Source organism: Paucibacter sp. B2R-40, from assembly GCF_025717555.1.
Taxonomy (GTDB): Bacteria; Pseudomonadota; Gammaproteobacteria; order Burkholderiales; family Burkholderiaceae_C; genus Paucibacter_A.
Map to the genome: position 1 here is coordinate 111720 of NZ_JAJIRP010000008.1, position 23814 is coordinate 135533.

Sequence of the window (23814 nt, forward strand, 5' to 3'; positions counted from 1 at the left end):
GCGGCACCCGCCCCCGCAGGGGAACAAGGAAATTTGGGTCGGCCCGGTGTTCCCTTCTGAGCCTGGGATAATCAGTGGGTGCAAGACAAACCTAACAATCCCTGGCGCCTCTCGGTCGCCCCCATGCTCGATTGGACCGATAAACACTGTCGGTTCTTCCATCGCCTGCTAACCCACAAAACCCGGCTGTACACCGAAATGGTGACCACGGGCGCGCTGCTGCACGGCGATCAGCCGCGCCATCTGGACTTCAATGTCGAAGAGCATCCGGTCGCCTTGCAACTCGGCGGCTCCGAGCCGGCCGATCTGGCTGCCTGCGCTAAATTGGCCGAGCAGTGGGGCTACGACGAGGTCAATCTAAATTGCGGCTGCCCGAGCGAGCGGGTGCAGCGCGGTGCTTTTGGCGCCTGCTTGATGGCCGAACCAGCCTTGGTCGCGGATGGCATCAAGGCGATGCTGGACGCGGTCAGCATCCCGGTCACGATCAAGCACCGCATCGGCATTGACCGGCTGGAAAGCTACGAGTTCGTGCGCGACTTTGTTGGTGCGATAGCGGCGGTGGGCTGCGAGGTCTTCATCGTGCACGCGCGCAATGCCTGGCTGCAAGGCATTTCGCCGAAAGAGAACCGCGAGTTGCCGCCGCTGCGCTATGAGCTGGTGCATCGCTTGAAGCGCGACTTTCCCGAGCTGACCATCGTGCTCAATGGCGGGGTCAAGACCGACGAGGAGATCGCCGTTCAACTGCAGCATGTGGATGGCGTGATGGTCGGCCGCCAGGCTTATCACGAGCCCTGGCAGATGGCCGCTTGGGATCAGCACTTTTTCGACAGGAATGGCCCAGCGCAGAGCCGCGAGCAGGTCGAGGTCGAATGGCTGAAGTACCTTGAAGCGCAAGTGGCGAGCGGCCGACCCTGGTCGCAGGCGATGCGTCACGCCCTGGGCCTGTGGAACGGGCAAGCGGGAGCTCGGCGTTGGCGGCAAATCTGGTCCGATCATCAGTACAAGGCGATGGACGCGGCGGCGGTGGCTACGCTGGCGACGCAGTCGCGCACCGGCATCGCTGCGCATGTGGCCGAGCACCAGGCGCAGACCGAGGCCTTGCGGCAGGCGGCCGCATCCGTCTGAAATGCTGTACTTTGCTTGCTTCGACACCGCCTTGGGCTGCTGCGGCATCGCCTGGAGCGAGCAGGGCATCAAGGGCTCGCAATTGCCCGAGGAAAATGCTGGCCTGACGCGTGAGCGCATGCGGGTGCGTTTTCGTGCTGCCAGTGAGGCGGCGCCTAACGCTCTGGCCTTGCGGGCCATCGATGCGATCCAGCGCTTGTTGGCCGGTGATCCGACTGCGCATGCAGACTTGCTGGCCCTTGCGCTGGATCAGAGCGAGGTGGCCGAGTTCAATCAACGCGTGCACACGATCACGCGGCAAATACCCATTGGTCAGACGCTCACTTACGGCGAGATTGCGCGGCTGTTGGGTCAAGCCGGGGCCGCGCGAGCAGTCGGCCGCGCCGAAGGTGACAACCCCTTTGCGCCCATCGTTCCCTGCCACCGCGTCTTGGGCTCAAATGGCCAAAGCGGCGGCTTCTCGGCCTATGGTGGCGCGCAAACGAAGCTGAAGTTATTGGCCATAGAGGCGAAGGCAGCAGGTCAAATGGCGGCCGAACAACAGGCTTTGTTTTAGATCGGGCCTGCGCGGGCCTGAAACCAAGGGCGCTGGGCCGTAAAATCCTGCCTTGTTTTCGCCCAAGGCCCACTTCATGTCTTTTGCTACGCTGGGCCTGTCGCCCGCCCTCATCCGCGCCGTGCGCGAGCAGGGCTACCATGCCCCCACCGCAATTCAGGCTGCCGCCATCCCCGTCATTCTGCGTGGCCAAGATGTGCTGGGCCTGGCGCAGACCGGCTCCGGCAAGACCGCCGCCTTTGCCTTGCCCCTGCTGCAAAACCTGCTACAGCAGCGCGGCGCCGGCGTGCGGCAGACCCGCGCCCTGGTGCTGGTGCCGACACGCGAGTTGGCGGCGCAGGTCGGCGAAGTGCTGCAAGCGCTGGCGCAGGATTTGCCGACGCCGATCAAGGTCGCCATCGTCTATGGCGGGGTTTCGATCAATCCACAGATGATGGCCTTGCGCGGTGGCGCCGACATCGTGGTGGCCACGCCGGGTCGTCTGCTGGACCTGCTTGATAACAATGCTTTGCGCTTGTCGGCCGTCACGACCTTGGTGTTGGACGAAGCCGATCGCTTGCTCGACATGGGCTTTGCCGATGAGTTGCAGCGTGTCTTGGCCTTATGCCCGAAGGGGCGGCAAAACCTGTTCTTCTCGGCCACCTTCGCGCCAAACGTGCAGGCATTGGCGGATGGCCTGCTGCATGAGCCCGAGCGGATTGAAATTGCCAGCGAGCCCGAACGTGCCGCCGCGATTCACCAGCGCTCCATCCAGGTTGACGAGAACCGGCGCACGCCCTTGCTGCGCCATCTGCTGGAGACCGAAGGCTGGACGCGGGTGCTGGTTTTTGTCGCCACCAAATATGCGACCGAGCATGTCTCCGACAAGCTCTGGAAGCAAGGCATCAAGGCTGCGGCCTTGCACGGCGAGCTGAGCCAGGGTGGGCGGACCAAGGTATTGGCGGCGCTGAAGAACTCCGACATTCAAGTCCTGGTGGCCACCGATGTGGCAGCGCGCGGCCTGGATATTCCGGACTTGCCGGTGGTCTTGAATTACGACCTGCCACGCTCCGCGTCTGACTACACCCACCGCATCGGCCGCACCGGCCGAGCCGGGGAGAGTGGCGTGGCGATCAGCTTTGTCAGCGGTCACAGCAGCAACGGCGAGGCGCATTTCCGCTTGATCGAAAAGCGCCAAGCACGCAGGGTGCCGCGGGAGCAAATTGCCGGTTTTGAGCCGACCGATCTTGATTCGGCACCATCCCCGACGGGCGGCGTCAAGGGTTTGCGCAAGAGCAAGAAGGACAAATTGCGTGAAGCTGCTGCTGCAGCAGCTGCTGCAACTGCCGCTGGTTCAGCGGTAGCGTGACCAAAGCAGCGTGGCCGTCATCGGCGCGCTGGCGGTCGCTGCAGTGTCGCTCGGGTCGAAGCCGCTGGGCAGGTTGCGCAGATCGATGGACGTGCTGGCGCCCAAGTTGCTGCCGGTCGGTGTGGAGGCCAAGTTGGCCGCAGACACATAGCCATGCACGACCGTGCTGCCCGACGTGGTGAGGTCATCGCCGGCCAAGACCGAGCCGTAGACGTCGTTGGACGCTGACAGGTTGATCTTGCCGCCGCTGTAGACCTTGCCTACAAAGCCGCCCGCGCCAAAAGCTATATTGCCGGCCGAAACCGGCTGAAGCTTGCTGGTGTCACTGGCCTTGCAGAAATTCGTCGGCGCCAGCGTGGGGAAAGCGGTGTTGCTGCAAGTGTTGGCGTAGCCGGCGTAATTGACTGCGTAGGTGGTGTTGGCGCCGCCGGTGCTGATGTCGCCGCTGGCGATGAAGGTGTTGTAGTAGGTGCCGGAGGCGACCAGGACATTGCCTTCGAACCAAGCCACGCCCGGCGCCATTGTGGTGCCGGCAATCGACCATTTTTTGGCCGCGTTGTCATAGGCGAAGCAAGTATTGCTGTCGGAGTAGCCCTGACATATCTTGGCCACGCAAGTGGCAGCGTTATAGGTGTTGGTCGTGCACAGATAGTCGTTTGTGCTGCCTGCTCCTTTGAGGAAGTAAGTTCCATTGGTGATGGAATTGACGTTGTTGACGGTAACTTTGATGTCGCTGCCGACCCACTGGAACACGTAGTTGGCCAAGGCCTTGTAGGGGTAGGCGTCAAACGACGGCGTCGTCACGGTGCTGCTGGTCAGCGGCGTGATGTTGACGGCCAAGCCGGCCTGCCGTGTCATCTTGACCCCGCTATTCCAGTTCGGGGTCGAGAGGCTGCCGCCGTAGTTGCCGCTGCCCACCGTGCCGCTGGAGGATTCGGTGTAATTGCCCGCCACCTGCGCATCGCCGCTGACGGTCAAACTGCTGCCGACGACGTTGCCCTTGGTCTTCAAAGTGCCGATGGTGGCGCTGCCCGTCGTGACATTGCCGATCGCGTTCAATGCGGTCACCGAATTGCTGGATAGCGTCACTGCGCCGTTGGCCGTCAAGTTGGCAACGCTAACGCCGCCGCTGAGGCTGACGTTTTTCATCGATTGCACGCTGCTATAGAGCGCGCTGCCCGATAGATTGATATTGCCTTCGGAAAACAAGATATCAAAGCCAACCGAGCCGCCCAAGGTGATATCGCCGGTGGCATAAAGATTGGAGATACCGGTCAAGCTGCCCGAACCATTGACAGTGCCGTCGACCACAACCTTGGTCTGGGCATCGCCCAGCACCTTCAAATCTCCGCCGAGTTGCAGATTGCCTTTGATATTGACTGCTGGAATCTTGCCGGTGGCGCCGGGTGTGCCACCATTGCCCTTGGCACAAAAGGTCGCCGCCAGCAAAGCATTGGCACCGCCACTTGTGCCGGTGATGTTGAATCCGACGCGGGTGCCGCCGCCGCAGTTGACGGCGTCAGCAGCCAAGACATCCACCACGGTGGCCGTGATACCGCTCAGGGCGGAGAACGTGACCGCCTGGTTTACGGTCAACTTGGCAGCCTCAGCCGCGCCCAGTTGATACAAATGCTGGCGTACCGCCTCGGCGCCGCTCCAGGCCTTCAGCTGCGCTTGCGTCAAGGCATGCACGGTCACCGACTGTGATTGCAGACCGCGCACGTAATAGATGGCGCCGAACACCATGGCGCCCAGCGACAAGCCGCTGAGCAGCATGAACAGCACCGAGGAGATGCCGCGTTGGCGGCGTCTAGCACCTGAGTTGGGTTGAAAGGCAGCCATGTTCAGGAACTCAGGTTGGCCAGACAGCTGGTGTAGGTATTGCTAGCGCCCTGCACGCTGCCGCTATAGGCGAGTTTGACCATCACCGAGGCAGCAGGAGGGTCGAAGCTGCTGATGGTCTTGGGCACCGCGCCATAGGGCCAGCAATTGCTGGCATTTTGAACGCTCAAAGTGACGGCCTGCGCCTGCACATCGGCGTCCACCAAGGTGCGACGCAGCCAGGTGATCTTGCTCCATTGCGTCGCCAAAGGATCGCAGGCGCCGCTGGACTGAATCATGTAGAGCGCCCTGGTGCTCGGGTCTGAAACCAGGCCGAGGCAGCGATAGTCGGCGCTACTGGCCGACAAGCCCGGATTGGCGATCCAAACGAGCGCGTTGCCCGTCTTGACCGCTGCGCCGATCGCCACCACGGTGCCACTGAGCACCAGCGTGTTGGGGTTCAGCGAGGCGTTAGACAGCAGCAGCAAATGTGTGCCGGTGGCCGGTGTCGTGATGCCGTAGCCGGCCCCTTGCAGTGCAATTTGCGCGCTCAGCAGACCCGAGGCGAGTTGGCCGTCCTGCAGCGAGCTGCGCACCAGGCCGTCCGTGCCAAACACGGTCTGGGTGGTGCTGCGGTAGAGCGCCAGCGCCCCCAGCACGGCAAACATCGAGATGGCCATGCCCACCATCAGGCTCACCAGGCTCAAGCCTGATTGAGCGCATAGGCGGATTTGCGCTTGCCGCATCTTCAATTGGTGACCGTCAAAGTGCCCGGCCCCAGCAAAGTGTTGGCATCAACCGCAAAACGCACGACGGGTAGGCTGGTGCTTTTGGCAACACCGTTGATCGTTACCGTCACAGCGGTGACGGTGCAGGTCTTTTGCAAGTCGGGCAGGGTCAAATTTGTCCCCAAGGTCAGGGTGCTGGTGACAGTGGCGATGCCGCTGGCGGGGCAGCTATTGGCGACGCCATTGCCCTGCAGATCAGCGCGTATCGCTTGAATCGCGAGGCTTTGGCCTTTTTGAAACTTTTGCGCCACCATGGCCCGGCCAACGGCGTATACCAATCCAAGACCAATGACGCCCAGCAAAACCATCGCCACCATGGCTTCGATCAAGGCATCACCACGTTGCTGCCTTGGTTTGCGCTTGGACTGCGGCTCAGTTGAGCGTGCCATTGCTACTCTCCGAACCTTTGGCGATGTTGAAGCTCATCAGCGTGCCGCAGGCAACGCCGCCCACTGCCGCGCCCAAGCTCATGCCGGCACTGTCCAGTGCAATGCATTGGCTGGCCGCGCCGTTCAATTGGATCGCCGCCGGCGGCACGGCAGACCAGTTGAAGCTGCTGCAGTCCAGGGCGGCCGGCAGACCCGCTCGGACGCAGAGCTTGCCGGGGACGCTGACCAACACAGCCGCCGCAGTGCTGCTGGCCGCTGTCGGGTTGCGCAAGGCCGTAGCTTCGAGCTGACTCATCGCTTGATTCAACAGACTCTGCGTTTGCCGCACCGCCGCCTGGTTGCCCCAGGCCACAGAGAAGGGCGCTACAGCCATGGCCAGCAGCATCATGATGGCAATCGTCACCATCAGCTCAATCATCGATACCCCGGCTTGGGACTTCACCATGAAGTGAAGCCGCAACTGCTGCTGGCGGTTCGGGCATTGAGGTTGTCCAGGGTGATGGTGCAACCGGCTGAGCTGCCCTTACCTGTGGCGGTCAGTGTGTAGCTGCTGGCCGTGCTGACCATGGTGTAGTTGAAGTAGCTGGCCTGCGTGGGTGACCAGGCGCTGAAAATCGTCGTGGTGGCCGCCGTGTTGGCCGCGTACACCGGATAAGTCAGCTGTAACTGGTAGCGGTTTTCCATGTTCAAGGCCAGCGCAGCCAAGTCGGCGCTGGCGCTTTTGGCTCGGCTCTTGTTGATGTATCCGGTGTACGAGGGCAGGGCGACCGCGGCCAGAATCGCCACCACCACAACGGCGACCAGCAACTCAATCAAGGTAAAGCCGCTCTGGTGCTTGGCGCGGGAATTAGCGCGGGGCTTAGCTGCGTGGGCGCTGACGCACGGTGTGTTCTGCAAGATCACTCCTTGAGGGCTGGTTTGCTCGGTCGGGGATGGTTACTTTACGATAGATCCACTTTGATACCAATTGTAATGAGCTGCTTCCACTCTGCGCAGTGTCTAAATTCACGCTGGACTGAACTATCTTGTGTTGACAGGGTCGTGACAGTCAATAGCCTTGTCTCAATTTTGGTGTCGGTCGCGATATTGTTTGCATGCATCAAGCCCCCTCAATCCGGCCTGCTGTAAATCCCTAAGAGAATCGAGGGGGCAAGCCCTACGATCGGCGTGGGTGAAATGAGCAGCAGAGGAGTTTTCATGAGCAGCAAATCGAAACGGGACGCAGCGACAGGCCTGGGTCGGCGTCAATGGCTGGCCGGAAGCGCCGGTGCGCTGGCGACCATGGGTTTGGGTGCCGCCAGTGGGCAAGCACATGCACAAGCGCAGTCCGCTGCCTCCGCACCGGCGCTTGCGGTCGCGCCGGCTAAACCGCCGTTACCTGCCTATGCGGCCTGGAAGGACGCAGGCGCCGTCATCATTCATTCCAGCAGCACCATAGAAACCAAGCGCCAGGCCTTTGGCAATGGTTTGATCACACCGGCCGAACAGTTTTATGTGCGCAACAACCTGCCGGCACCCAGCGCCAGCATTCTGGAAAACCGCGATGCCTGGGAAATCAGCATCGAAGGCGTCAAGCAACCACGCGTCTTGAGCCTGCGGGAACTCAAGACCATGGGTTTGGAAACCACCCCCATGGTCTTGCAATGTTCGGGCAATGGCCGCGGCTTCTTCCCCAACAAGCCCAGCGGCACGCCCTGGACGGTGGGCGCAGCCGGCTGCGTGGTATGGACGGGGCTGTCGGTGCGGCAACTGGTGGAGAGCCTGGGCGGCACCTTGGCCGGCATGGACTTCATGACCGGCACCGGCGGCGAGGTTCTGCCGGAGGGGCTGGATCCTAAGTCCATCATGGTCGAGCGTTCGGTGCCGGCCAAGGCCATGGCGGATGCGCTCTTGGCCTGGGAGATGAACGGCGTGCCAATTCCGCTGGCTCATGGTGGCCCATTGCGCTTGATCGTGCCGGGCTACCAAGGTGTCAATCAGATCAAGTACATCAAGCGGCTGGCCTTCACGGCGCAAGAATCCGACGCCAAGATCATGGCCCATGGCTACCGCATCTCTCCACCCGGCGCCAAGGCCGACCCAAGTCAGCCCTCGGTGCTGGAGATGAATGTCAAGAGTTGGATCACTTCGCCTTTGCCCGAGCGTGCGGCGGCCGCTGGCCAGGTACAAATTCAAGGGCTGGCCTTTGGTGGGCAGCGGGCGGTCAAACGGGTGGAGGTGTCGGTCGACGCCGGCAAGACCTGGAAAGAGGCGCGGTTGGTGGGCCCGGATCTGGGCAAATACGCGTGGCGACAGTTTGTGTTGGCGGCCAAGCTGCCCGCCGGCACGCACACCTTGATGAGCCGCGCCATCGACACGGCCGGCAATGTGCAGCCCGAGCAGCGCCTCGAGAACGTCGGCGGCTATAACAACAACAGTGTGCTGGACCACGCGGTGACGGTGACGCTGGCGTGATGGGTCAACAGCGCCTGTTCGCCTTGTTCTTCGGCTTGATCTTGGGCTTGCTTGCGCTTGGCTCCGTGAACGCCGGCACCGACGGCATCACTGCCAAGCAAGCTCAGGAGGCCGAATTCGAGTTGGGCAAGCGCCTGTTCACCAAAACAGCTGCGCCGGCTTGCGCGCTGTGCCATACGCTGAGGGACGCGGGATCGGAAGGTGCTGTGGGCCCGGTGCTGGATGAAATCAAGCCCGACGCCGAAAGGGTGAGCAAGGCTTTGCGCAATGGCCTTGGCAATATGCCGGCCTTCAAGACCCTCAGTGAAGCCGAGATCAATGCCCTGGCGCGCTATGTGTCTCAGGCCTCGGGCGGGGCAGGCCTGTCCGGCAAATGAGTCTCAGGCGAGTTCAATTATCACCGGCGCGTGGTCGCTGGGCCGCTCGTTCTTGCGCGGCAGCTTGTCAATCACGCAGGCCCTTACTTCGTTCTTCAGGGCCTGGCTGACCAAGATATGGTCGATGCGCAGGCCTTGGTTTTTTCTGAATGCGAGATTACGGTAATCCCACCAACTCCAGCTCTTGGGGGCTTGCTCGAACAGCCGGAAGGCGTCGCAAAGCCCTTGCGCTTGCAGCGCCTGAAAATGCGCACGCTCTTGCGGCGTGCAGTGGATCTGGCCGGCCCAAGCGATGGGGTCGTAGACATCGGCATCGGTCGGCGCGATATTGAAGTCACCCATCAACACCAGCTTTTCGTGGGTCTGCAATTCGGCCGCTACAAAGCGCTGCAGCGCCTCCAGCCACGCCATTTTGTAAACAAATTTGTCGCTGTCCGGCGCCTGCCCATTGGGGAAGTAAGCGCCTATGCAGCGCACGCCGTCCACCGTGCCGGCAATCACTCGGGCTTGCGGGTCGTCAAAGCCGGGCAAATTCTTGATGACGTCGGACGCCGCGCTGCGACTCAGCAGAGCCACGCCGTTATAGGTCTTCTGTCCGAACCAATGCACCTGATAGCCGGCCGCTTCGATCTCTGCGGCCGGGAACTTGTCGTCGGTCAGCTTGGTCTCTTGCAACACCAAAACGTCGACCGGGTTGGCCGTCAGCCAGTCCAACATTTGCGGCAGCCGCACATTGAGGGAGTTGACGTTCCAGGTGGCGAGTTTCATGAGCTTGTTTCTTTTGGGTATCTAGGGCAGTCGGCATTGTGCATGAGCTGCAGTCGGCGCCATCCTATGATGGCAGCACTCGATCAAGCAAAGCCCAGAAGCCCAAAAACCCCACACGCTCCCATTGCTCCATATGAAAACCGTCCCCTACAAAGAGATTGCGCTCGCCCTACTGGGCGGCTTCTTGGCCCTGGCCGTCAATATGCCGGCCGCTGCACATGGCGATCAGGCACATGCGAGCAAGCCTGGTTCCGCCAACAAAGTGCAGCAGATTTTTGGTGTCGCAGGTGAAGCCAAAGCCGTCACACGCAGCATCCAGATCAGCATGTCGGATGCCATGCGCTTCACGCCTGAGCTGATCGAGGTCAAACAAGGTGAGACCATCAAGTTTGTTTTCAAAAATGAGGGTCAGGTCTTGCATGAATTCGTGATCGGCAGCAAGGACTCATTGGCCGAGCATGCGGCAATGATGCTGAAGTTTCCGAATATGGAGCACGATGAGCCCTATATGGCCCATGTCCAGCCCGGCAAGACGGGCGAGATCGTCTGGACCTTCAACCGAGCCGGCGAATTTGACTTTGCCTGCCTGATCGCCGGCCACTACCAAGCCGGCATGGTCGGACGAATCAAGGTGCGAGCGCCAGGCAAGTCATGATCAAGTACAGCGGGCAGTCGCTCAGCGTGCCACCCAACCGCCATCCATAGGCAGGGCCACGCCGGTCATTTGTGCGGCAGCGTCGGAGCACAAAAAGACCGCCAGACCGCCCAGTTGTTCCGGCGACGCAAATTGCAGCGAGGGCTGCTTCTCGCTCAGCAGCTTGGTCTTGGCTTGTTCTGTGCTCAGATTCTCTTTCAAGGCCAAGGCGTCAATCTGCTTTTGCACCAGGGGCGTCAGCACCCAGCCCGGGCAAATTGCGTTGCAGGTGATGCCTGTCGTGGCTGTCTCCAGCGCCACCGTCTTGGTCAGTCCGACCACGCCGTGCTTGGATGCCACATAGGCTGCCTTGTCGGCCGAGGCCACCAGGCCATGCACCGAAGCGATATTGATGATGCGACCCCAGCCGCGCTCGCGCATACTGGGCAAGGCAGCGCGCGTCGTCAGGAAAACGGCGGTCAAATTGATCGCAATCACGGCATCCCAGCGCTCCAGCGGGAAATCTTGCACGGGTGAAACATATTGGATACCGGCGTTGTTGACCAAGATGTCGACGCTGCCGAGTTCACGCAGGGTGCTCTCAATGAGACCGGTGGCCTGGGCCGCCACGGACAGGTCGGCACCGTTATAGGCCACCCGCACCCCATAGCTGCTGGCAAGCTCTTTGCGCAGGGCCTCAATCTCCGCAGCTTCGCCGAAACCGTTGATCATCAAATCGGCACCGGCTGCAGCCAGTTGGCGCGCCAGACCCAGGCCAATGCCACTGGTCGATCCGGTGACGACGGCAACTTTATTCTTCAACATGTGGCTAACTCCCTGTGTAAAAGTAAATAGGTGAAGATAATCCAGCAGCAAGCGTTTTGCGCCAAAAATCGGCCTCCGTCGCTGTGAATCAGTCTAGCATGGTTGAATCTGATTGATCAGACCTATTAATAATTTCCATTCTTATATGGTCTGTGATTCTATGGATCTGGGTAAGAATGGCAGGGTTTGGTTATTGAGTCAATTCGAAAATATGCTTCGATTTGGTTGTTGAATTTTATATCTCATTGCTTGTTTGCTTGCCGCCGACGTGCGTCGCTATATGAATATAAATTTTGTATCGGCTTTGACGGAAATTCTGCCTTACGCATTGCTGATTGCGGTGAGTCCGATATCGTTGATTGCCATCATTTTGAATCTTTTTTCTGTCCGAGCGCGGCAAAATGGGCCGGCCTTTTTAGTCGGATGGGTGCTTGGGTTGGGTCTGATTTGTGCGGCGGCCGTGGTTCTGATTGAGGCCGGCGAGGAAGCCTATGGCGTGAGCCCATCGTTGCTGGAATCAGTCGGGCGATCCTTGTTGGGGGCGGTCTTGCTGTTGGCTGCTTGGCAGCAATGGAAAAAGCGGCAGCAAGCGCCAAGCACGCCCAAGTGGATGGCAGCGATCGAGTCTTTTTCGCCGCTCAAGGCTTGGGCAGCCGGTTTGCTGTTGTCCGGAATTACTAATCCTAAAAATACCGTACTTATTGTCGCTGCCGGCATTTCAATTTCGCATGCTGGTTTGTCGGCGGTGGATTCTGCGCTGTTGATTCTTCTGTTTGTTGTGGGCGCCAGTTTGGGCGTGCTGATACCCTTGCTCTATTTCTTGATCGGCGGCAAAGCGGCGAAATCGGTGTTGAAGATTTGGCAAATCGCTTTGATCAAACACAACGCACTGGTGATGGCCGTGATGTTGCTCATTTTTGGTTCTTTGTTGATTTCCAAAGGTTTGAGAGGCCTGATTGCTTGAAGGCCTGAGCCTAGGGAATATTCCCGCCGACCTTCAGGTATCTAGCCGATGGCGCGGGCGTGCTGGGCTGTTTACAGTGGAGTGAATTTGGGTTCATTGAGTCCGAAGGTCATCGATTGGCCGGGCGCTTGAGAAGTTCAACCGGCTAAAAAAAGAGCGCTCGGCTACAGCGCAGAACAGCAGGGGGGAATGATTTGGTGATCATTCAGGCACCGTCGCCGGACAGCGAGGATCTGGAGCTTCAAGGCCTCGCTGCGGCGCAGCGTTCGCACTCCCGGTCGCAAGGTTTGGGACATCGCACCAGCATGCAGTTGCAGCGGCGGCCCGCCATGCAGCGAGGCTTGCTGCTGGCCTACTGGGTGGCACTTCCCATCACTTTGCTGATTGCCTTTGCCTGGATTTGGTCTTGCCTGCAGCAACTGCAAGAGGCACGCGATCAAGCGCATGCGCGGGTAAAAACCTTGGCCACGGTCGCGGCTGCAGGCTTGCAGCAGCAGATCGGCCGCGACCTGCCGACGCTCAAGGCCTTGGCGCTGAATGTCTCTGCTCAGGCAGCAAGCCCGGCTCGGTGCCTGCGCTTTGGCGCCGATGTTTCCAGGCTGGGTTCGGTGCTGGTCAATTTGGTCGTTAGGGATTTGCGCGGCGAGCTGGTTTGTGAGCTTGGCAGCCCGACCGCATCGATGCAAAAAGCTCTCTCCGCCCGAGCAAATTTTCGCCCTACCAGGCAGCCTATTGAAGGGCCGCAAGGCCGCTGGCTGACTTGGCTGACGCAGCCGCTGTTTGACGATCAGGGCAATCGCTTGGGCTCCTTGAATCTGCAATTGGACCTTTTGCAAATCAGCGAGCGCCTGCGCGAGCTGCTGCCCAGCAATGCCGTGGTGGAGGTGCTGAGCCGGCAACACACGATTGTGGCGCGCTCGGTCGATGCCGCCGCCTTTATCGGCCACGTGAACGCTTTGGACGGCACGCTGCGCGGCTTGCATGAAGGGGAGTTCAGTGCCCCATGGGTGGCGGGTGAGCAGCCGCGATTGAATTACTTTGTGACCATTTCTGGCACCGATTGGCGTTTGCTCGCTGGTCTGCCGCAGGCCGAGCTGTTTGCTGACTATGAGGCCCTGCTGCTGCGCACGCTGGCTCAGGGGCTGGCGTTTGTGCTGCTGCTCACCTGGCTGAGTTGGCGCATCGGTATCGGGCTGATGGGGCCCGCAATGCGCCGATCACGCTCAGCGGCGTGGCAGGATTGACCTGCAATGGTGTCCTCGCGCAACAGCCGGTCCCGCAGCGGTCCGCGATCGGCAAGCTTAGCCGCAGGACCCAATCCTGCGTTTTTTAGTTCCTTGCTGCGTGGAACCCTACACTGGCGTCAGCCGTCTCATCCAGCGTAGCTCCTAATTTTTCGGTGCAGGAGAGTCTTTTGCCAAGGTCCAGTTTCCTGCGCATGCGCACGCTCAATGCCCGGCTGACTCTGTTCACCTTGGCGCTGGTCGTGTTGAGCATTTGGACCTTGGCTATCTACGTCGGCCGCATCGTGCACAAGGATGTGCAGGCATTGTTGAGCGAGCATCAGCTGGCCAGCGTCAGCCTGCTGGCGGCCGAGATCAATGATCAGTTGAGTACGCGACTCGCGGCGCTGGAGGCGGTCGCCAACGATGCCCGCGGTGCAGTCGAGACCAATGCGGCCGGCACAGATGCGGCCGAGGCACAAAGCCTTTTGGATCACCGGCCGGTGCTGCTGTCCTTGTTCAACGGCGGGGTTGTGTTCATTGCCAAGAATGGTCAAGCGATTGCCGATGCGCCGCCATTGCCTGGTCGGGTTGGCAGCAACTACTTGCGCAATACCGACGTCGCTGACTGTCTGCGCGATGGCCGCTCACGGGTCGGGCGCGCGGTGATGGGGCGAATTTTGAAGACGCCGGTGTTTGGTTTGATCGTGGCCGTCCGGGATACAGGCGGCAAGGTGCAGGGCGTCTTGGTTGGTCTGATCAATATGGCCAAGCCGAGCTTTTTGGACCGCATCACGGCGCATGGTTTTGGTCAGACCGGACATTTCCATTTGCTCTCGCCCAAGCACAGGCTGACCATCACCTCGAGCGACCCGAGTCGCATCATGCAAGACATGCCCGCCGCGGGCGCAGATCCCGCCCTGGACCGCCTGATCGCGGGCCATCAAGGCAGCTTGCTGTACACCGACCCGACCGGCCGTGAAGCGCTGGTGTCGCAGAAGTCCGTGCCGCTGGCGGCTTGGGTGGTGGCTGCCTCCTTGCCGACCGAAGAAGCCTTTGCGCCACTGCAGGCCTTGCAGCGGCGCATGTTTTTGGCCGCCTTGGCGCTGAGCCTGTTGGCGGCGGGTTTGATGGCTTGGTTGCTGCAATACCAACTCTCACCGCTGGTACAAGCTGCCAAGCATTTGGCTGTCGCTGCGGCCACATCTTCGACCGGCCTGCCCCTGCAGCCCTTGCCGATCAAGCGGCCCGACGAGATCGGCCTGCTGATCGCAGGCTTCAATCTGCTCTTGGCCGAACTTGGGGAACGCGAGCTTGCGCTTGCCGACAGCGAGGCGCGCTACCGGGCCATGATTGAGCAGTCACCCGAACCCATCGCCGTGCACCGTGCGGGCCTATTGCTGTTTGCCAACCCGGCCCTGGTCAAATTGATGGGCGCCCAATCGGCCCAGGATTTGGTCGGCCAGCCGCTGCTGAGATTCATCCACCCCGACGAGCATGCCCGTGCGCTGGCGAGGATGGCGCAGGTGGCTGAGGGCGGTTTGCGTCTGGTGGCTTTGGAAGAGCGTTATTTGAAGCTGGACGGCAGCGTCATCGATGTCGAAGTGCAGGGCGCCCCGATCGAGTTTGACGGCGCGCCGGCCATTTTGGCCTTGGTGCATGACGTCACCGAGCGCAAGCAGAGCCGGCTCGCGCTGCAAGCGGCACTGCGGGAGAAGACTGTGCTGCTGAATGAAGTTCATCACCGGGTCAAGAACAATCTGCAAGTGGTCAGCAGCTTGATGCGATTGGAGGCGGGCCACGGCGCCGAGGCTCGCACTCAAGAGGTCTTGAACGACATGCAAGGTCGCCTGCGCGCGATGGGCTTGCTGCACGAATCGCTCTACCGCAGCGGCCTGTTTGCCAGCGTGAATCTGGGCGCCTATCTGAAGGATGTGGCCGTGCAGGCCTGCCGCAGCCAGGGTAGCCCGGCAGTTCGGCTTCAGGTAGACGTCGCTTCTTTGCAAGTCAGCATGGATCAGGCCACACCCTGCGGTCTGCTGCTCAACGAGCTGATCTCGAATGCCTACAAGCACGGCTTTGCTGGCGTTCAAGCAGGCTTGCTGCGGGTCAGTTTGCTGCCGGTGGCCGCCGCCGAGCCAAGCGATGGCGCGCAGCCGGCCACGCAGTGGCGCCTTCGAGTGGAGGACGACGGCATCGGTCTGCCGGCTGATTTCGAGCTCGAAAGCACGAGCTCCTTGGGCCTGCAGCTGGTGCGCGACCTGGCCCGCCAGCTGGGCGCTGTCCTGACCGTCGGTCCGCTGCCACTGGCCATCTTCGACTTGCTTTTTGTGCCGCAGCTGGAGCTTCCCAAAGACGCAGAGTGAGCCGGCCACCGAGCAGTTGGCGCGTCCTTTTGTTGCAGAGCTGAAGCCTCATCGAGCATCAGCGAGCGTTGCGATGGGCGGCCGATGTTTGGGCCGCCACGTCTTCAACACGCCACATCGGCCTTGGACCCGCAACTTAGGTGAGCTTTCTCTTGGCGTTTGTGTAGGATGACCCCTAGCCTCGAAGTGGCGACCCGCCCGAGCCCTTTGAACTCAAGCCCCTATGCTCAATTCCCCGTCCGGTCAGCGCATTTTGGTCGTCGAAGACGAGGCACTGGTCGCGCGAGATATCGAGCTTCAACTGCGCCAACTTGGCTATCAGCCGGTAGGCCATACCGGGCGAGGAGACGAAGCGATCCGTCTGGCAGCGGAACTGCGCCCCGACCTGGTGCTGATGGATATTCAACTGAACGGCCCGGTCGACGGCATTGCCGCAGCCCAGGCCATTCGTGCCGAGTGTGGGCTGCCGGTGGTGTTTTTGACCGCCTTTGCGGCCGACGATGTGCTGGCGCGGGCCAAATTGACCGAGCCCTTTGGCTACATCTTGAAGCCCTTTTCAGAGCGGGAACTGCTGACCGTGTTGGAAATGGCGCTGTACAAATCCAAGAGCCAAGCGCAATTGCGCGACAGCGAGGCGCGTTTTCGCGCCTTGGTTGAATGGTCCCCCGAGGCGCTGGTCGTGCACCGGCATGGCCGGCTCATCTACGCCAACCCGGCGGCGGTTGAATTGCTGGGGGCCCGTTCGCTGCAGGACCTGTTGGGCCGACGAGCCCTGGACTTGGTGCACCCCGAGCAACATGCGATGGCGCGCGCAAGCTTGGCTGCGGTGAGCGTACAGGGGGCAAGATCGGCGATGTCCGAACAGCGCTTGATTCGGCTCGATGGCCGGGAAATCGATGTGGAGGTCCTGGGCACCACGATCACTTTCGATGGTGAATTGGCCGTACATGTGGTGCTCCACGATGTGACCCAGAGCAAGCAAGCGCAGGCGCAGTTGCGCAAGCTGTCCCTGGCCGTGGAGCAAAGCAGTGAGGCGATTTTTATTACCGATGTGAGCGAGCGCATCGAGTACGTGAATGCGGCCTATGTATTGGCTTGTGGTCTACCGCGTGAGCAACTGCTGGGCACCACGCCGGCCATGTTTTCATCCAGCGGCGCGCCCATGTTGGCGATACGTGCCGCCTTGCGCAGAGGCGAGACCTGGCGCGGCCTGATTCAAGCAAATCTTGGCGAGCGCAGCGACTTTGCCATCATCAGCCCCTTGCGTCAGGCCGATGGCCAAATCAGCCACTATGTGGCACTGTTCGAGGATGTCACCGAGCGCACCCGCATGGGCAGAGAGTTGGACAGCCACCGCTTTCACTTGGAGGAATTGGTCGGTCGGCGCACCCAGGAGTTGGCCGTGGCGCGCGAACAGGCCGAGGCGGCCAATTTGGCCAAGAGTGCCTTCCTGGCCAATATGAGCCATGAGATTCGCACGCCGATGAACGCCATTTTGGGGCTCAATTACTTGCTGCGCCGCGATGACCCCGCGCCGGAGCAAGTGCCCCGGCTGGACAAGATCGCGAACGCCGGCCAGCATTTGTTGAGCCTGATCAATGACATTCTTGACCTGTCGAAAATCGAGGCCGGTCGCGTGCAATTGGAGCGGATCGACTTTCATCTCGGCGAGTTGCTTGGGCAGGTTGAGTCGATGATGGCAGGCTCAGCGCAGAGCAAGGGGCTGACTTTCGAGGTCATCAAGTCCGACGCGCCGGACTGGCTCAACGGTGACCCCACGCGGCTGCGCCAAGCCTTGCTCAACTATGCCGGCAACGCGATCAAGTTCACCGAAGCCGGCGGTGTCAAACTGCGCGTTAGCCTGCTGCCGCGCCCGCCGACATTGGCCGAAGGCGAAATGCTGCTGCGCTTCGAAGTTCAGGACAGCGGTGCCGGCCTGAGCGATGAGGCGGTCGGGCGCCTGTTTCAAATCTTCGAGCAGGCCGACGCCTCGACCACCCGCAAGCATGGTGGCACCGGGCTGGGCTTGGCCATCACCAAACGCTTGGCCGGGCTGATGGGCGGCGAGGTCGGAGTCAACAGCCGGCTGGGCGAAGGCAGTTGCTTCTGGTTCACCGCAGCGCTGCGCGCGGGCCAGGCCAACCAGCCGGACTTTGCTTTGCTGGCGGGTTTTGAGGAGGCCATTGATGTGCGCGGCCTGGAGATGGAATTGCGGCGCCTGCATGGCGGCGCGAGTGTCTTGTTGGTGGAAGACAATGAGGTCAATCTGGAGGTGGCGCTGGACATGCTGAACCGCTTGGGCCTGCAAGTGGCCACTGCCACCGACGGCACTGTTGCCGTGGCGAAGGTGGAGCAGATGGCCGCGCAGCACCATCCCTTTGACTTGATCCTGATGGATATGCAGATGCCGGTGATGGACGGCCTGCAAGCTTGCCGCCTGATTCGCAGCTTGGACTTGGGCGGCGCTGTGCCAGTGCTGGCGCTGACGGCCAATGTTTTTGACGAGGATCACCGCGCCTGCGAAGCGGCAGGTATGAATGACTTCATCGCCAAGCCGATCGAGCCTGTGCAGCTTTATCGGGCGCTGCTGAAGTGGCTGCCGGCCACGCAGCAGCGCGGCAATCCTGAAGCGGCATTGGCCGGCGCCTTGCCCGAGTCCTTCAAATCGACCGCAGCAGTGGCCCCCTTGGCGCGCGGGTCGTCGCCGCTCAATCAAGCACGCTTGGCCCGTCTGGCCTTGCTGCCGGGCTTGCATCTCGCCAAGGGCTTGGCCGCGCTGCGCGGCAATAGCGACAAATACCTGAATCTGCTGGGCCGTCTGTTGCAGTCCAATGTTCACAGTCCTACTGCCTTGCGGAGCCAGATCTCGGCTGGCCAGCTCGCCGCAGGTCGGCAGATCGCACATACCCTCAAAGGTACGGCGGGGGCATTGGGGGCGCTGCGTTTGGCCGACTTGGCCGGCAGGGTCGAAGATGGTTTGCGCAGCAGCGCGGGTGGTACAGCGGCGGACGCAAGTCACGCGCAGGCGGCACATCTTGGGGCCGTCCTGGCACCCGAGATTGAGGCCATGGCTTTGGAGCTGCAAGCCCTGGCGGAGGCGCTCGAGGACGGCGTCATGGGCGCACCGGCCAACTCAGACCCGAGCAAGGATGTGGTCTTGCGCCAACTCGCTGCCTTGCTAGCCGACGGCGATATTTCCGCCATCGTCCTGCTGGAGGATCACGCCGAATTGCTGCGCGCATCCCTGGGGCGCTTGTTTGACGGCTTGGAAAGTCTGGTCAATCAGTTCGAATTCGCGCAAGCGCAGGCCTTGCTGAGTTCAATCGCTGACAATCAGCCGTCCTAATTGTTTATTTCAGCTGTCCATGCGGGTTACCAGTCTCGACCGCTTTATCCCTTTATAGCTGCCGCCCATGACCCCTCCATCGCCGCCCAGAATCCTGATCGTTGAAGATGAGCACATCGTCGCGCGTGACCTGCAGCAGCAACTGGAAGAGCTCGGCTATGCCACGGTCGGTCATGCCGTCTGTGGCGAGCAAGGGCTGGCCATGGCCACCGAGTTGCGACCGGATCTGGTGCTGATGGACATTCAGTTGAGTGGCACTCATGACGGCATCGAAGCGGCGCAGCAGATTCGCGCCACTTTGGCCTTGCCGGTGGTTTTTTTGACCGCCTTCGCCGCCGACGAGGTGTTGGCGCGGGCTAAGTTGACCGAACCTTTTGGCTACATCCTCAAGCCCTTTACCGAGCGCGAACTGCGCACGGTCTTGGAGATGGCGCTTTACAAGCACCAGGCCGAGCGGGGCTTGGCCGAAGGCGCCGCACAATTGCGTGCGCTGTCCCGGCGCGTGCTGGAGGTGCAAGAAACCGAGCGCCGCCGGCTTGCGCTGGAGTTGCATGACGAGCTGGGTCAGTCGCTGACCGCGATCAAGATCAATTTGCAGTCGCAGGCGCGCTTTCGCAGCATCTCGCCCGAGGCTTTGGGCTTGGAGAACATCCGCATCGTCGACGATGCGCTGCAGCAGGTGCGCCGTTTGGCCATGGCCTTGCGTCCGTCGATGCTGGATGACCTCGGGCTGGCGCCGGCTTTGCGTTGGCTGGCTGAGCAGGCCGCCATGCGCAGCGGCTACGAGCTGCAGTTTCAAGCGCTGATGCCGGCCCTGCGTCTGGCGCCCGAGATCGAAACCACCTTTTTTCGGATCGCCCAAGAGGCGCTGACCAATGTGGCCCGGCATGCACAGGCGAGCCAACTTGAAGTGGTATTGCAGCAAAGTGATGAGGATCTGGTGATGAGCATCAATGACAACGGCCGCGGATTCGATCCGCAGGCCTCGCGCGGTTTGGCCGTCGCCGGCGCGAGTTTGGGTCTGCTTGGGATGCAGGAACGCGCGATGCTGATCGGCGCCAGCTTGATCGTAGAGGCGAGTCCAGGTCACGGTTGCATGCTGCTGCTGAGCTGCCCTTTGCCGGCACGCGGGGGACAAGCATGAGCTGCCGGGTTTTGCTGGCGGATGACCACACCTTGGTGCGGGCGGGTCTGCGCAAGTTGTTGGAGTCCTTGCCCGATGTGGAGGTGCTGGGGGAGGCGTGCGACGGCATGGAAGTACTCAGCCTGGCCGAGCAACTGCGCCCGGATGTGGTGGTGATGGACGTGGCCATGCCGGGGCTCAACGGGCTGGACGCGACCGCCCGGCTGCGGCTGGCGCGGCCCGAAATCAAGGTCTTGATTTTGTCCATGCATCAAAACGAGGACTATGTGCGCCAAGCGCTGCGCCAGGGGGCCGCCGCCTATTTGCTCAAAGATGCCGCACCCACCGAATTGGAAGCCGGTCTGCGCGCCGTTCTGCGCGGCGAGACCTATCTGAGTGCGGCGGTTTCCAAGGGCGTGATGAGTGACTACGTCAAGCGCTTGCGCTTTGATGAGCCCAGTGGATCGCAGCTGACGCCGCGCCAGCGCGAGGTATTGCAGCTGATTGCTGAAGGTCACAGCAGCAAGGAGATTGCGCGCCGGCTTGAGTTGTCGGTCAAGACCATAGACACCCATCGCAGCCAGCTGATGCGCCAGCTGGATATTCACGAAGTCACCGGCCTGGTTCGTTACGCCTTGCGCTGCGGTCTGATTTCGGCTGACAGCTGAGGACCCGGCCCTCTCGGGCAATTCCCGCCACCTTGTCAGGTGTCTTGCCGATAGGTCGCCCCTGGCGCCGGGGCTACAGTGGGCTGCAAGAGTTTGGCAAGGTCTTCTAGTAGCAGTAGCAGTTGCATGGGCGGGCGGGCGAGCGATGGCGATCAGGATTTTGCTGGTGGACGACAACCCGACCTTTGTGGCGGCCGTCAGCGCGTTCCTGGCGCGTCTGCCCGAGGTCGTGGTCGTCGCGCATGCGGCCAACGGACAGCAAGGCCTGGCGCAGATCGCGCTACACCGGCCCGACTTGGTCTTGCTCGATATCGCCATGCCCGAGATGAATGGGCTGGCCATGGCCGCTGACCTGCACGGCCAGCCGCATGCACCGCGCCTGGTTTTCCTGTCCATGCATGACAGCAGTGACTATCACTTGGCGGCGCAGGAACTGGGGGCTTGCTTTGTCAGCAAAGCCAATTTTGTCGAGGGCCTGCTGCCCATCATCACCGAGATGCAGCAAGATATGCAGGCCTGAGCCAGCCCCCCAGCCATCATGCTCAGCAGCGCTCCCAAACCCCGCATTCTGGTCGTCGAAGACGAAACCATCGTTGCGCGCGACCTCTTGCAACAACTGGCCGAGCTCGGCTATGAGTCGGTCGGGCATGTCACGCGCGGCGAGGACGCCATTGAACTGGCCGGGCTGGCCAAGCCCGATCTGGTCTTGATGGACATTCAACTCGGCGGTGGACTCGACGGCATCAGCGCTGCGCAGGCGATACGCGATCGGTTTAGCTTGCCGGTGGTGTTCTTGACCGCCTTTGCCGCCGATGAAACCTTGGCCCGCGCCAAACTCACCGAACCGTTTGGCTACATCCTGAAGCCCTTTTCCGAGCGCGAGTTGCGCACGGTCTTGGAAATGGCGCTTTACAAACATGGCGCCGAGGCAAGGCTGCGCGCCTCGGCGCTGCTCAGCCAGACCATTCTTGACAATATGCTGGACGGCGTCATCAGTATCGATGCCGAAGGCCAGATTCAGAGTTGCAACAAGGCGGCTTGCACCTTGTTCGGCTATACCCTCGACGAGCTGTTGGGGCGCAATGTCCGGCTGTTGATGCCCGAGCCCCACGCGGCTCAGCATGACGCTTATCTGCAGCATTACCGCGAGGGCGGCGAACAACGCGTGATTGGCAATGCGCGTGAACTCGAGGCGCGTCACCGTGACGGTCATTTGCTGCCAATCAGCTTGCTGGTATCCGAAATCATCGGCGCCGAGCCGCGCAGCTTTATCGGCCTGCTGCGTGATATCGCGCCGGATCGTCAGCATGTTGAGGAGTTGCATAGGCTGGCTTATTACGACAGCCTGACCGGCCTACCGAACCGACGCCTGCTGACCGAGCGCCTGCAAAACGCGATGCAGGCCTCCGCGCGCAGTGGCCGCCATGGTGCCTTGATGCTCTTGGATCTGGATCACTTCAAACAACTCAACGATACCGAAGGCCATGGCGTCGGCGACGAGTTGCTTTTGCAGGTGACCCAGCGCTTGCAGCGGGTCATCCATGCGGCCTCGCATATGGGTGGCCATGCGGCACTGGTGACCGGCTCCCACCCCGAGGGCCTGATTGCACGTCTGGGCGGTGATGAGTTTGTGATCTTGCTGGAAGGCTTGAGCAGCCTTGATCACGAGGCGGCTAAGCAGGCTGAATTGTTGGCGGGCAGGGTCTTGGAGAGCCTGCGCGAGCCCTATTTGCTGCGTGACAAAAGCTATTCGGGAACGCCCAGCATCGGCATCGTGGTGCTCACGCAAGCGCCCCACAGCAGTGACGAGTTACTTAAACGCGCCGATGTGGCGATGTACCAAGCCAAATCCGCCGGGCGCAACACAATGCGCTTTTTTGACCCCGCGTTGCAGGCGATCGCAAATGCTTTCATCGCCTTCGAGCTTGATTTGCGTGAAGGCCTGGAGCGCCAGGAGTTCGAGCTGCATTACCAGATTCAGGTCAATAGCGCCGGTGCCGTTACCGGGGTTGAGGCCTTGCTGCGCTGGCGCCGGGGTGGCCAGCAGTTGGTGCCGCCGGCCCAGTTCATCTCGATTGCCGAAGCCAATGGCCTGATTCTGCCGCTGGGCCAGTGGGTGTTGGAGACCGCCTGCTCGCAGTTGGTGGCCTGGAGCCAGCAGCCGCTGCGCGCACACTGGAGCATGGCCGTCAACGTCAGCGCGCTGCAGTTCGCGCAAAGCGATTTTGTCGAAAGCGTCGGCCGAGCGCTGCACAAGACCGGCGCCAATCCGGCGCTCTTGAAGCTGGAGCTGACCGAGAGCATGTTGATCGACGACATCGAGGACGTGGTCGTCAAGATGAAGGCCGTCAAGGCCTACGGCGTGGCCTTCTCGCTCGATGATTTCGGCACCGGCTATTCCTCGCTGTCCATCCTCAAGCGCTTGCCGCTGCAGCAACTCAAGATCGACAAGAGCTTTGTGCACGATATTTTGAACGATCCCAATGATGCGGTGATCGCCCGCACCATCGTGGCGCTGGCCCATAACCTCGACTTGCGGGTGATCGCGGAAGGGGTGGAGTCGGCCGCACAACGCGACTTTCTGGCGACCATAGGTTGCGATGCGTTTCAGGGTTATTTTTTCGGCCGGCCGGTGCCCGAGCCTGACTTGGACGCTGTCTAGGCCCGAGGTTTCAAAGCGCTATTGAGCGCGTCGCGCAGCTCATAGCTCTCGAAGGGCTTGACCAAGAAGCCGGCCGGCTCGCAAAGCTTGGCGCGCTGCAAGCTGTCGGGCCCGTCAAAGGCACTCAGGAACAAGCTGGGCAGGCCATAGTTGTCGCGCAGAACTTGGGCGGCGCTGATGCCGTCCATGGCGCCGGCCAGGTGCACGTCCATCAGCACCAGGTCTGGCTGCATGCCGGCGGCCAGTGCAAGCGCCTGTTCGCCGCTGGCGGCCGGGCCCAAAACGGTATAGCCCAGCGCCTGCAATTGCATGGCGATGTCGCGCGCGATGATGGCCTCATCTTCCACCACCAGGATGCGCCAGGGTCGCTGCGTCAT

22 protein-coding genes are annotated in these 23814 nt (G+C 61.3%); 14 read left to right on the forward strand and 8 right to left on the reverse strand.

Annotation, left to right across the window (positions count from 1 at the left end; genetic code table 11):
• The first annotated feature begins 123 nt into the window (after positions 1-123).
• The 3 genes from dusA (at position 124) to LNV09_RS16855 (ending at position 3029) form a co-directional block, all read left to right on the forward strand.
• A complete protein-coding gene (gene dusA / locus LNV09_RS16845; RefSeq protein ID WP_411969307.1) occupies positions 124-1125 on the forward strand; it encodes a tRNA dihydrouridine(20/20a) synthase DusA in 1002 nt (333 codons plus the stop codon).
• A 1-nt stretch (position 1126) separates the two neighbouring features.
• Entirely contained in the window at positions 1127-1681 is a 555-nt protein-coding gene (locus tag LNV09_RS16850) for a methylated-DNA--[protein]-cysteine S-methyltransferase (RefSeq protein WP_263558235.1), read from the forward strand.
• A 76-nt stretch (positions 1682-1757) separates the two neighbouring features.
• Positions 1758-3029: a DEAD/DEAH box helicase gene (locus LNV09_RS16855; protein WP_263558236.1), complete on the forward strand. Its 1272-nt coding sequence runs from the start codon at positions 1758-1760 to the stop codon at positions 3027-3029.
• Here the strand turns inward: LNV09_RS16855 and LNV09_RS16860 are convergent.
• Genes LNV09_RS16860 through LNV09_RS16880 form a run of 5 tightly spaced genes read right to left on the reverse strand, consistent with a single transcriptional unit; the run spans position 3015 to position 6924 of the window.
• Positions 3015-4871 carry a hypothetical protein gene (locus LNV09_RS16860; RefSeq protein WP_263558237.1) on the reverse strand — a complete coding sequence of 619 codons (1857 nt, stop codon included), beginning with the start codon at positions 4869-4871 and terminating at the stop codon, positions 3015-3017. The two genes, LNV09_RS16855 and LNV09_RS16860, sit on opposite strands and share 15 nt — an antisense overlap.
• A 2-nt stretch (positions 4872-4873) precedes the next feature.
• Positions 4874-5596, reverse strand: a complete 723-nt coding sequence (locus LNV09_RS16865; RefSeq protein WP_263558238.1) for a PilW family protein — start codon at positions 5594-5596, stop codon at positions 4874-4876.
• A gap of 2 nt (positions 5597-5598) precedes the next feature.
• Positions 5599-6027, reverse strand: a complete 429-nt coding sequence (locus LNV09_RS16870) for a type II secretion system protein (RefSeq protein ID WP_263558239.1) — start codon at positions 6025-6027, stop codon at positions 5599-5601.
• Positions 6011-6472, reverse strand: a complete 462-nt coding sequence (locus tag LNV09_RS16875; RefSeq protein ID WP_263558240.1) for a type II secretion system protein — start codon at positions 6470-6472, stop codon at positions 6011-6013. Before LNV09_RS16875 ends, LNV09_RS16870 begins: the two co-directional genes overlap by 17 nt.
• Complete coding sequence (locus LNV09_RS16880; RefSeq protein WP_318023302.1) at positions 6466-6924, reverse strand: type IV pilin protein; 459 nt, start codon at positions 6922-6924, stop codon at positions 6466-6468. The genes LNV09_RS16875 and LNV09_RS16880 overlap by 7 nt, the downstream gene beginning before the upstream one ends.
• A gap of 300 nt (positions 6925-7224) precedes the next feature.
• On the opposite strand from LNV09_RS16880, the gene sorT reads away from it, so the two are divergent.
• Positions 7225-8481 (forward strand): SorT family sulfite dehydrogenase catalytic subunit, encoded by a 1257-nt coding sequence (gene sorT, locus LNV09_RS16890; RefSeq protein ID WP_263558241.1) that lies wholly within the window; start codon positions 7225-7227, stop codon positions 8479-8481.
• Entirely contained in the window at positions 8481-8858 is a 378-nt protein-coding gene (gene sorU, locus LNV09_RS16895) for a SorU family sulfite dehydrogenase c-type cytochrome subunit (RefSeq protein WP_263558242.1), read from the forward strand. Before sorT ends, sorU begins: the two co-directional genes overlap by 1 nt.
• Before the next feature lie 3 nt (positions 8859-8861).
• On the opposite strand, the gene xth is transcribed toward sorU, so the two are convergent.
• The gene (gene xth, locus LNV09_RS16900) at positions 8862-9626 is read right to left on the reverse strand and encodes an exodeoxyribonuclease III (protein ID WP_263558243.1); all 765 of its coding nucleotides are present in this window, start codon (positions 9624-9626) and stop codon (positions 8862-8864) included.
• Positions 9627-9759: 133 nt separating this feature from the next.
• Here xth and LNV09_RS16905 point away from each other — a divergent pair, with 133 nt between their 5' ends.
• Entirely contained in the window at positions 9760-10281 is a 522-nt protein-coding gene (locus LNV09_RS16905; protein WP_263558244.1) for a cupredoxin domain-containing protein, read from the forward strand.
• A 21-nt stretch (positions 10282-10302) separates the two neighbouring features.
• Here the strand turns inward: LNV09_RS16905 and LNV09_RS16910 are convergent, their stop codons facing one another.
• Positions 10303-11085, reverse strand: coding sequence for a 3-hydroxybutyrate dehydrogenase (locus tag LNV09_RS16910; RefSeq protein WP_263558245.1), 783 nt, complete (start codon positions 11083-11085; stop codon positions 10303-10305).
• 253 nt (positions 11086-11338) lie between these two features.
• On the opposite strand from LNV09_RS16910, the gene LNV09_RS16915 reads away from it, so the two are divergent.
• The 8 genes from LNV09_RS16915 (at position 11339) to LNV09_RS16950 (ending at position 23437) form a co-directional block, all read left to right on the forward strand.
• Positions 11339-12049: a GAP family protein gene (locus LNV09_RS16915; RefSeq protein ID WP_263558246.1), complete on the forward strand. Its 711-nt coding sequence runs from the start codon at positions 11339-11341 to the stop codon at positions 12047-12049.
• A 194-nt stretch (positions 12050-12243) separates the two neighbouring features.
• A complete protein-coding gene (locus LNV09_RS16920) occupies positions 12244-13293 on the forward strand; it encodes a cache domain-containing protein (RefSeq protein ID WP_263558247.1) in 1050 nt (349 codons plus the stop codon).
• 170 nt (positions 13294-13463) lie between these two features.
• A complete protein-coding gene (locus tag LNV09_RS16925; RefSeq protein WP_263558248.1) occupies positions 13464-15638 on the forward strand; it encodes a sensor histidine kinase in 2175 nt (724 codons plus the stop codon).
• 223 nt (positions 15639-15861) lie between these two features.
• A complete protein-coding gene (locus tag LNV09_RS16930) occupies positions 15862-18984 on the forward strand; it encodes a response regulator (RefSeq protein ID WP_263558249.1) in 3123 nt (1040 codons plus the stop codon).
• 67 nt (positions 18985-19051) lie between these two features.
• The gene (locus LNV09_RS16935) at positions 19052-20128 is read left to right on the forward strand and encodes a response regulator (protein WP_263558250.1); all 1077 of its coding nucleotides are present in this window, start codon (positions 19052-19054) and stop codon (positions 20126-20128) included.
• The gene (locus LNV09_RS16940; RefSeq protein WP_263558251.1) at positions 20125-20775 is read left to right on the forward strand and encodes a response regulator; all 651 of its coding nucleotides are present in this window, start codon (positions 20125-20127) and stop codon (positions 20773-20775) included. Before LNV09_RS16935 ends, LNV09_RS16940 begins: the two co-directional genes overlap by 4 nt.
• Positions 20776-20920: 145 nt before the next feature.
• Positions 20921-21295, forward strand: a complete 375-nt coding sequence (locus LNV09_RS16945; RefSeq protein WP_263558252.1) for a response regulator — start codon at positions 20921-20923, stop codon at positions 21293-21295.
• An 18-nt stretch (positions 21296-21313) separates the two neighbouring features.
• On the forward strand, positions 21314-23437 hold the full coding sequence (locus LNV09_RS16950; protein WP_263558253.1) for a putative bifunctional diguanylate cyclase/phosphodiesterase: 2124 nt from the start codon (positions 21314-21316) through the stop codon (positions 23435-23437).
• Here LNV09_RS16950 and LNV09_RS16955 read toward each other — a convergent pair.
• Entirely contained in the window at positions 23434-23814 is a 381-nt protein-coding gene (locus tag LNV09_RS16955) for a response regulator (protein ID WP_263558254.1), read from the reverse strand. The two genes, LNV09_RS16950 and LNV09_RS16955, sit on opposite strands and share 4 nt — an antisense overlap.

Bases quoted from the DNA above. Each gene is read 5' to 3' on its own strand.
- dusA (WP_411969307.1), top strand. From the start codon at position 124: ATGCTCGATTGGACCGATAAACACTGTCGGTTCTTCCATCGCCTGCTA.
- LNV09_RS16850 (WP_263558235.1), top strand. From the start codon at position 1,127: ATGCTGTACTTTGCTTGCTTCGACACCGCCTTGGGCTGCTGCGGCATC.
- LNV09_RS16855 (WP_263558236.1), top strand. From the start codon at position 1,758: ATGTCTTTTGCTACGCTGGGCCTGTCGCCCGCCCTCATCCGCGCCGTG.
- LNV09_RS16860 (WP_263558237.1), bottom strand. From the start codon at position 4,871: ATGGCTGCCTTTCAACCCAACTCAGGTGCTAGACGCCGCCAACGCGGC.
- LNV09_RS16865 (WP_263558238.1), bottom strand. From the start codon at position 5,596: ATGCGGCAAGCGCAAATCCGCCTATGCGCTCAATCAGGCTTGAGCCTG.
- LNV09_RS16870 (WP_263558239.1), bottom strand. From the start codon at position 6,027: ATGGCACGCTCAACTGAGCCGCAGTCCAAGCGCAAACCAAGGCAGCAA.
- LNV09_RS16875 (WP_263558240.1), bottom strand. From the start codon at position 6,472: ATGGTGAAGTCCCAAGCCGGGGTATCGATGATTGAGCTGATGGTGACG.
- sorT (WP_263558241.1), top strand. From the start codon at position 7,225: ATGAGCAGCAAATCGAAACGGGACGCAGCGACAGGCCTGGGTCGGCGT.
- sorU (WP_263558242.1), top strand. From the start codon at position 8,481: ATGGGTCAACAGCGCCTGTTCGCCTTGTTCTTCGGCTTGATCTTGGGC.
- xth (WP_263558243.1), bottom strand. From the start codon at position 9,626: ATGAAACTCGCCACCTGGAACGTCAACTCCCTCAATGTGCGGCTGCCG.
- LNV09_RS16905 (WP_263558244.1), top strand. From the start codon at position 9,760: ATGAAAACCGTCCCCTACAAAGAGATTGCGCTCGCCCTACTGGGCGGC.
- LNV09_RS16910 (WP_263558245.1), bottom strand. From the start codon at position 11,085: ATGTTGAAGAATAAAGTTGCCGTCGTCACCGGATCGACCAGTGGCATT.
- LNV09_RS16930 (WP_263558249.1), top strand. From the start codon at position 15,862: ATGCTCAATTCCCCGTCCGGTCAGCGCATTTTGGTCGTCGAAGACGAG.
- LNV09_RS16935 (WP_263558250.1), top strand. From the start codon at position 19,052: ATGACCCCTCCATCGCCGCCCAGAATCCTGATCGTTGAAGATGAGCAC.
- LNV09_RS16940 (WP_263558251.1), top strand. From the start codon at position 20,125: ATGAGCTGCCGGGTTTTGCTGGCGGATGACCACACCTTGGTGCGGGCG.
- LNV09_RS16945 (WP_263558252.1), top strand. From the start codon at position 20,921: ATGGCGATCAGGATTTTGCTGGTGGACGACAACCCGACCTTTGTGGCG.
- LNV09_RS16950 (WP_263558253.1), top strand. From the start codon at position 21,314: ATGCTCAGCAGCGCTCCCAAACCCCGCATTCTGGTCGTCGAAGACGAA.
- LNV09_RS16955 (WP_263558254.1), bottom strand. From the start codon at position 23,814: ATGACGCAGCGACCCTGGCGCATCCTGGTGGTGGAAGATGAGGCCATC.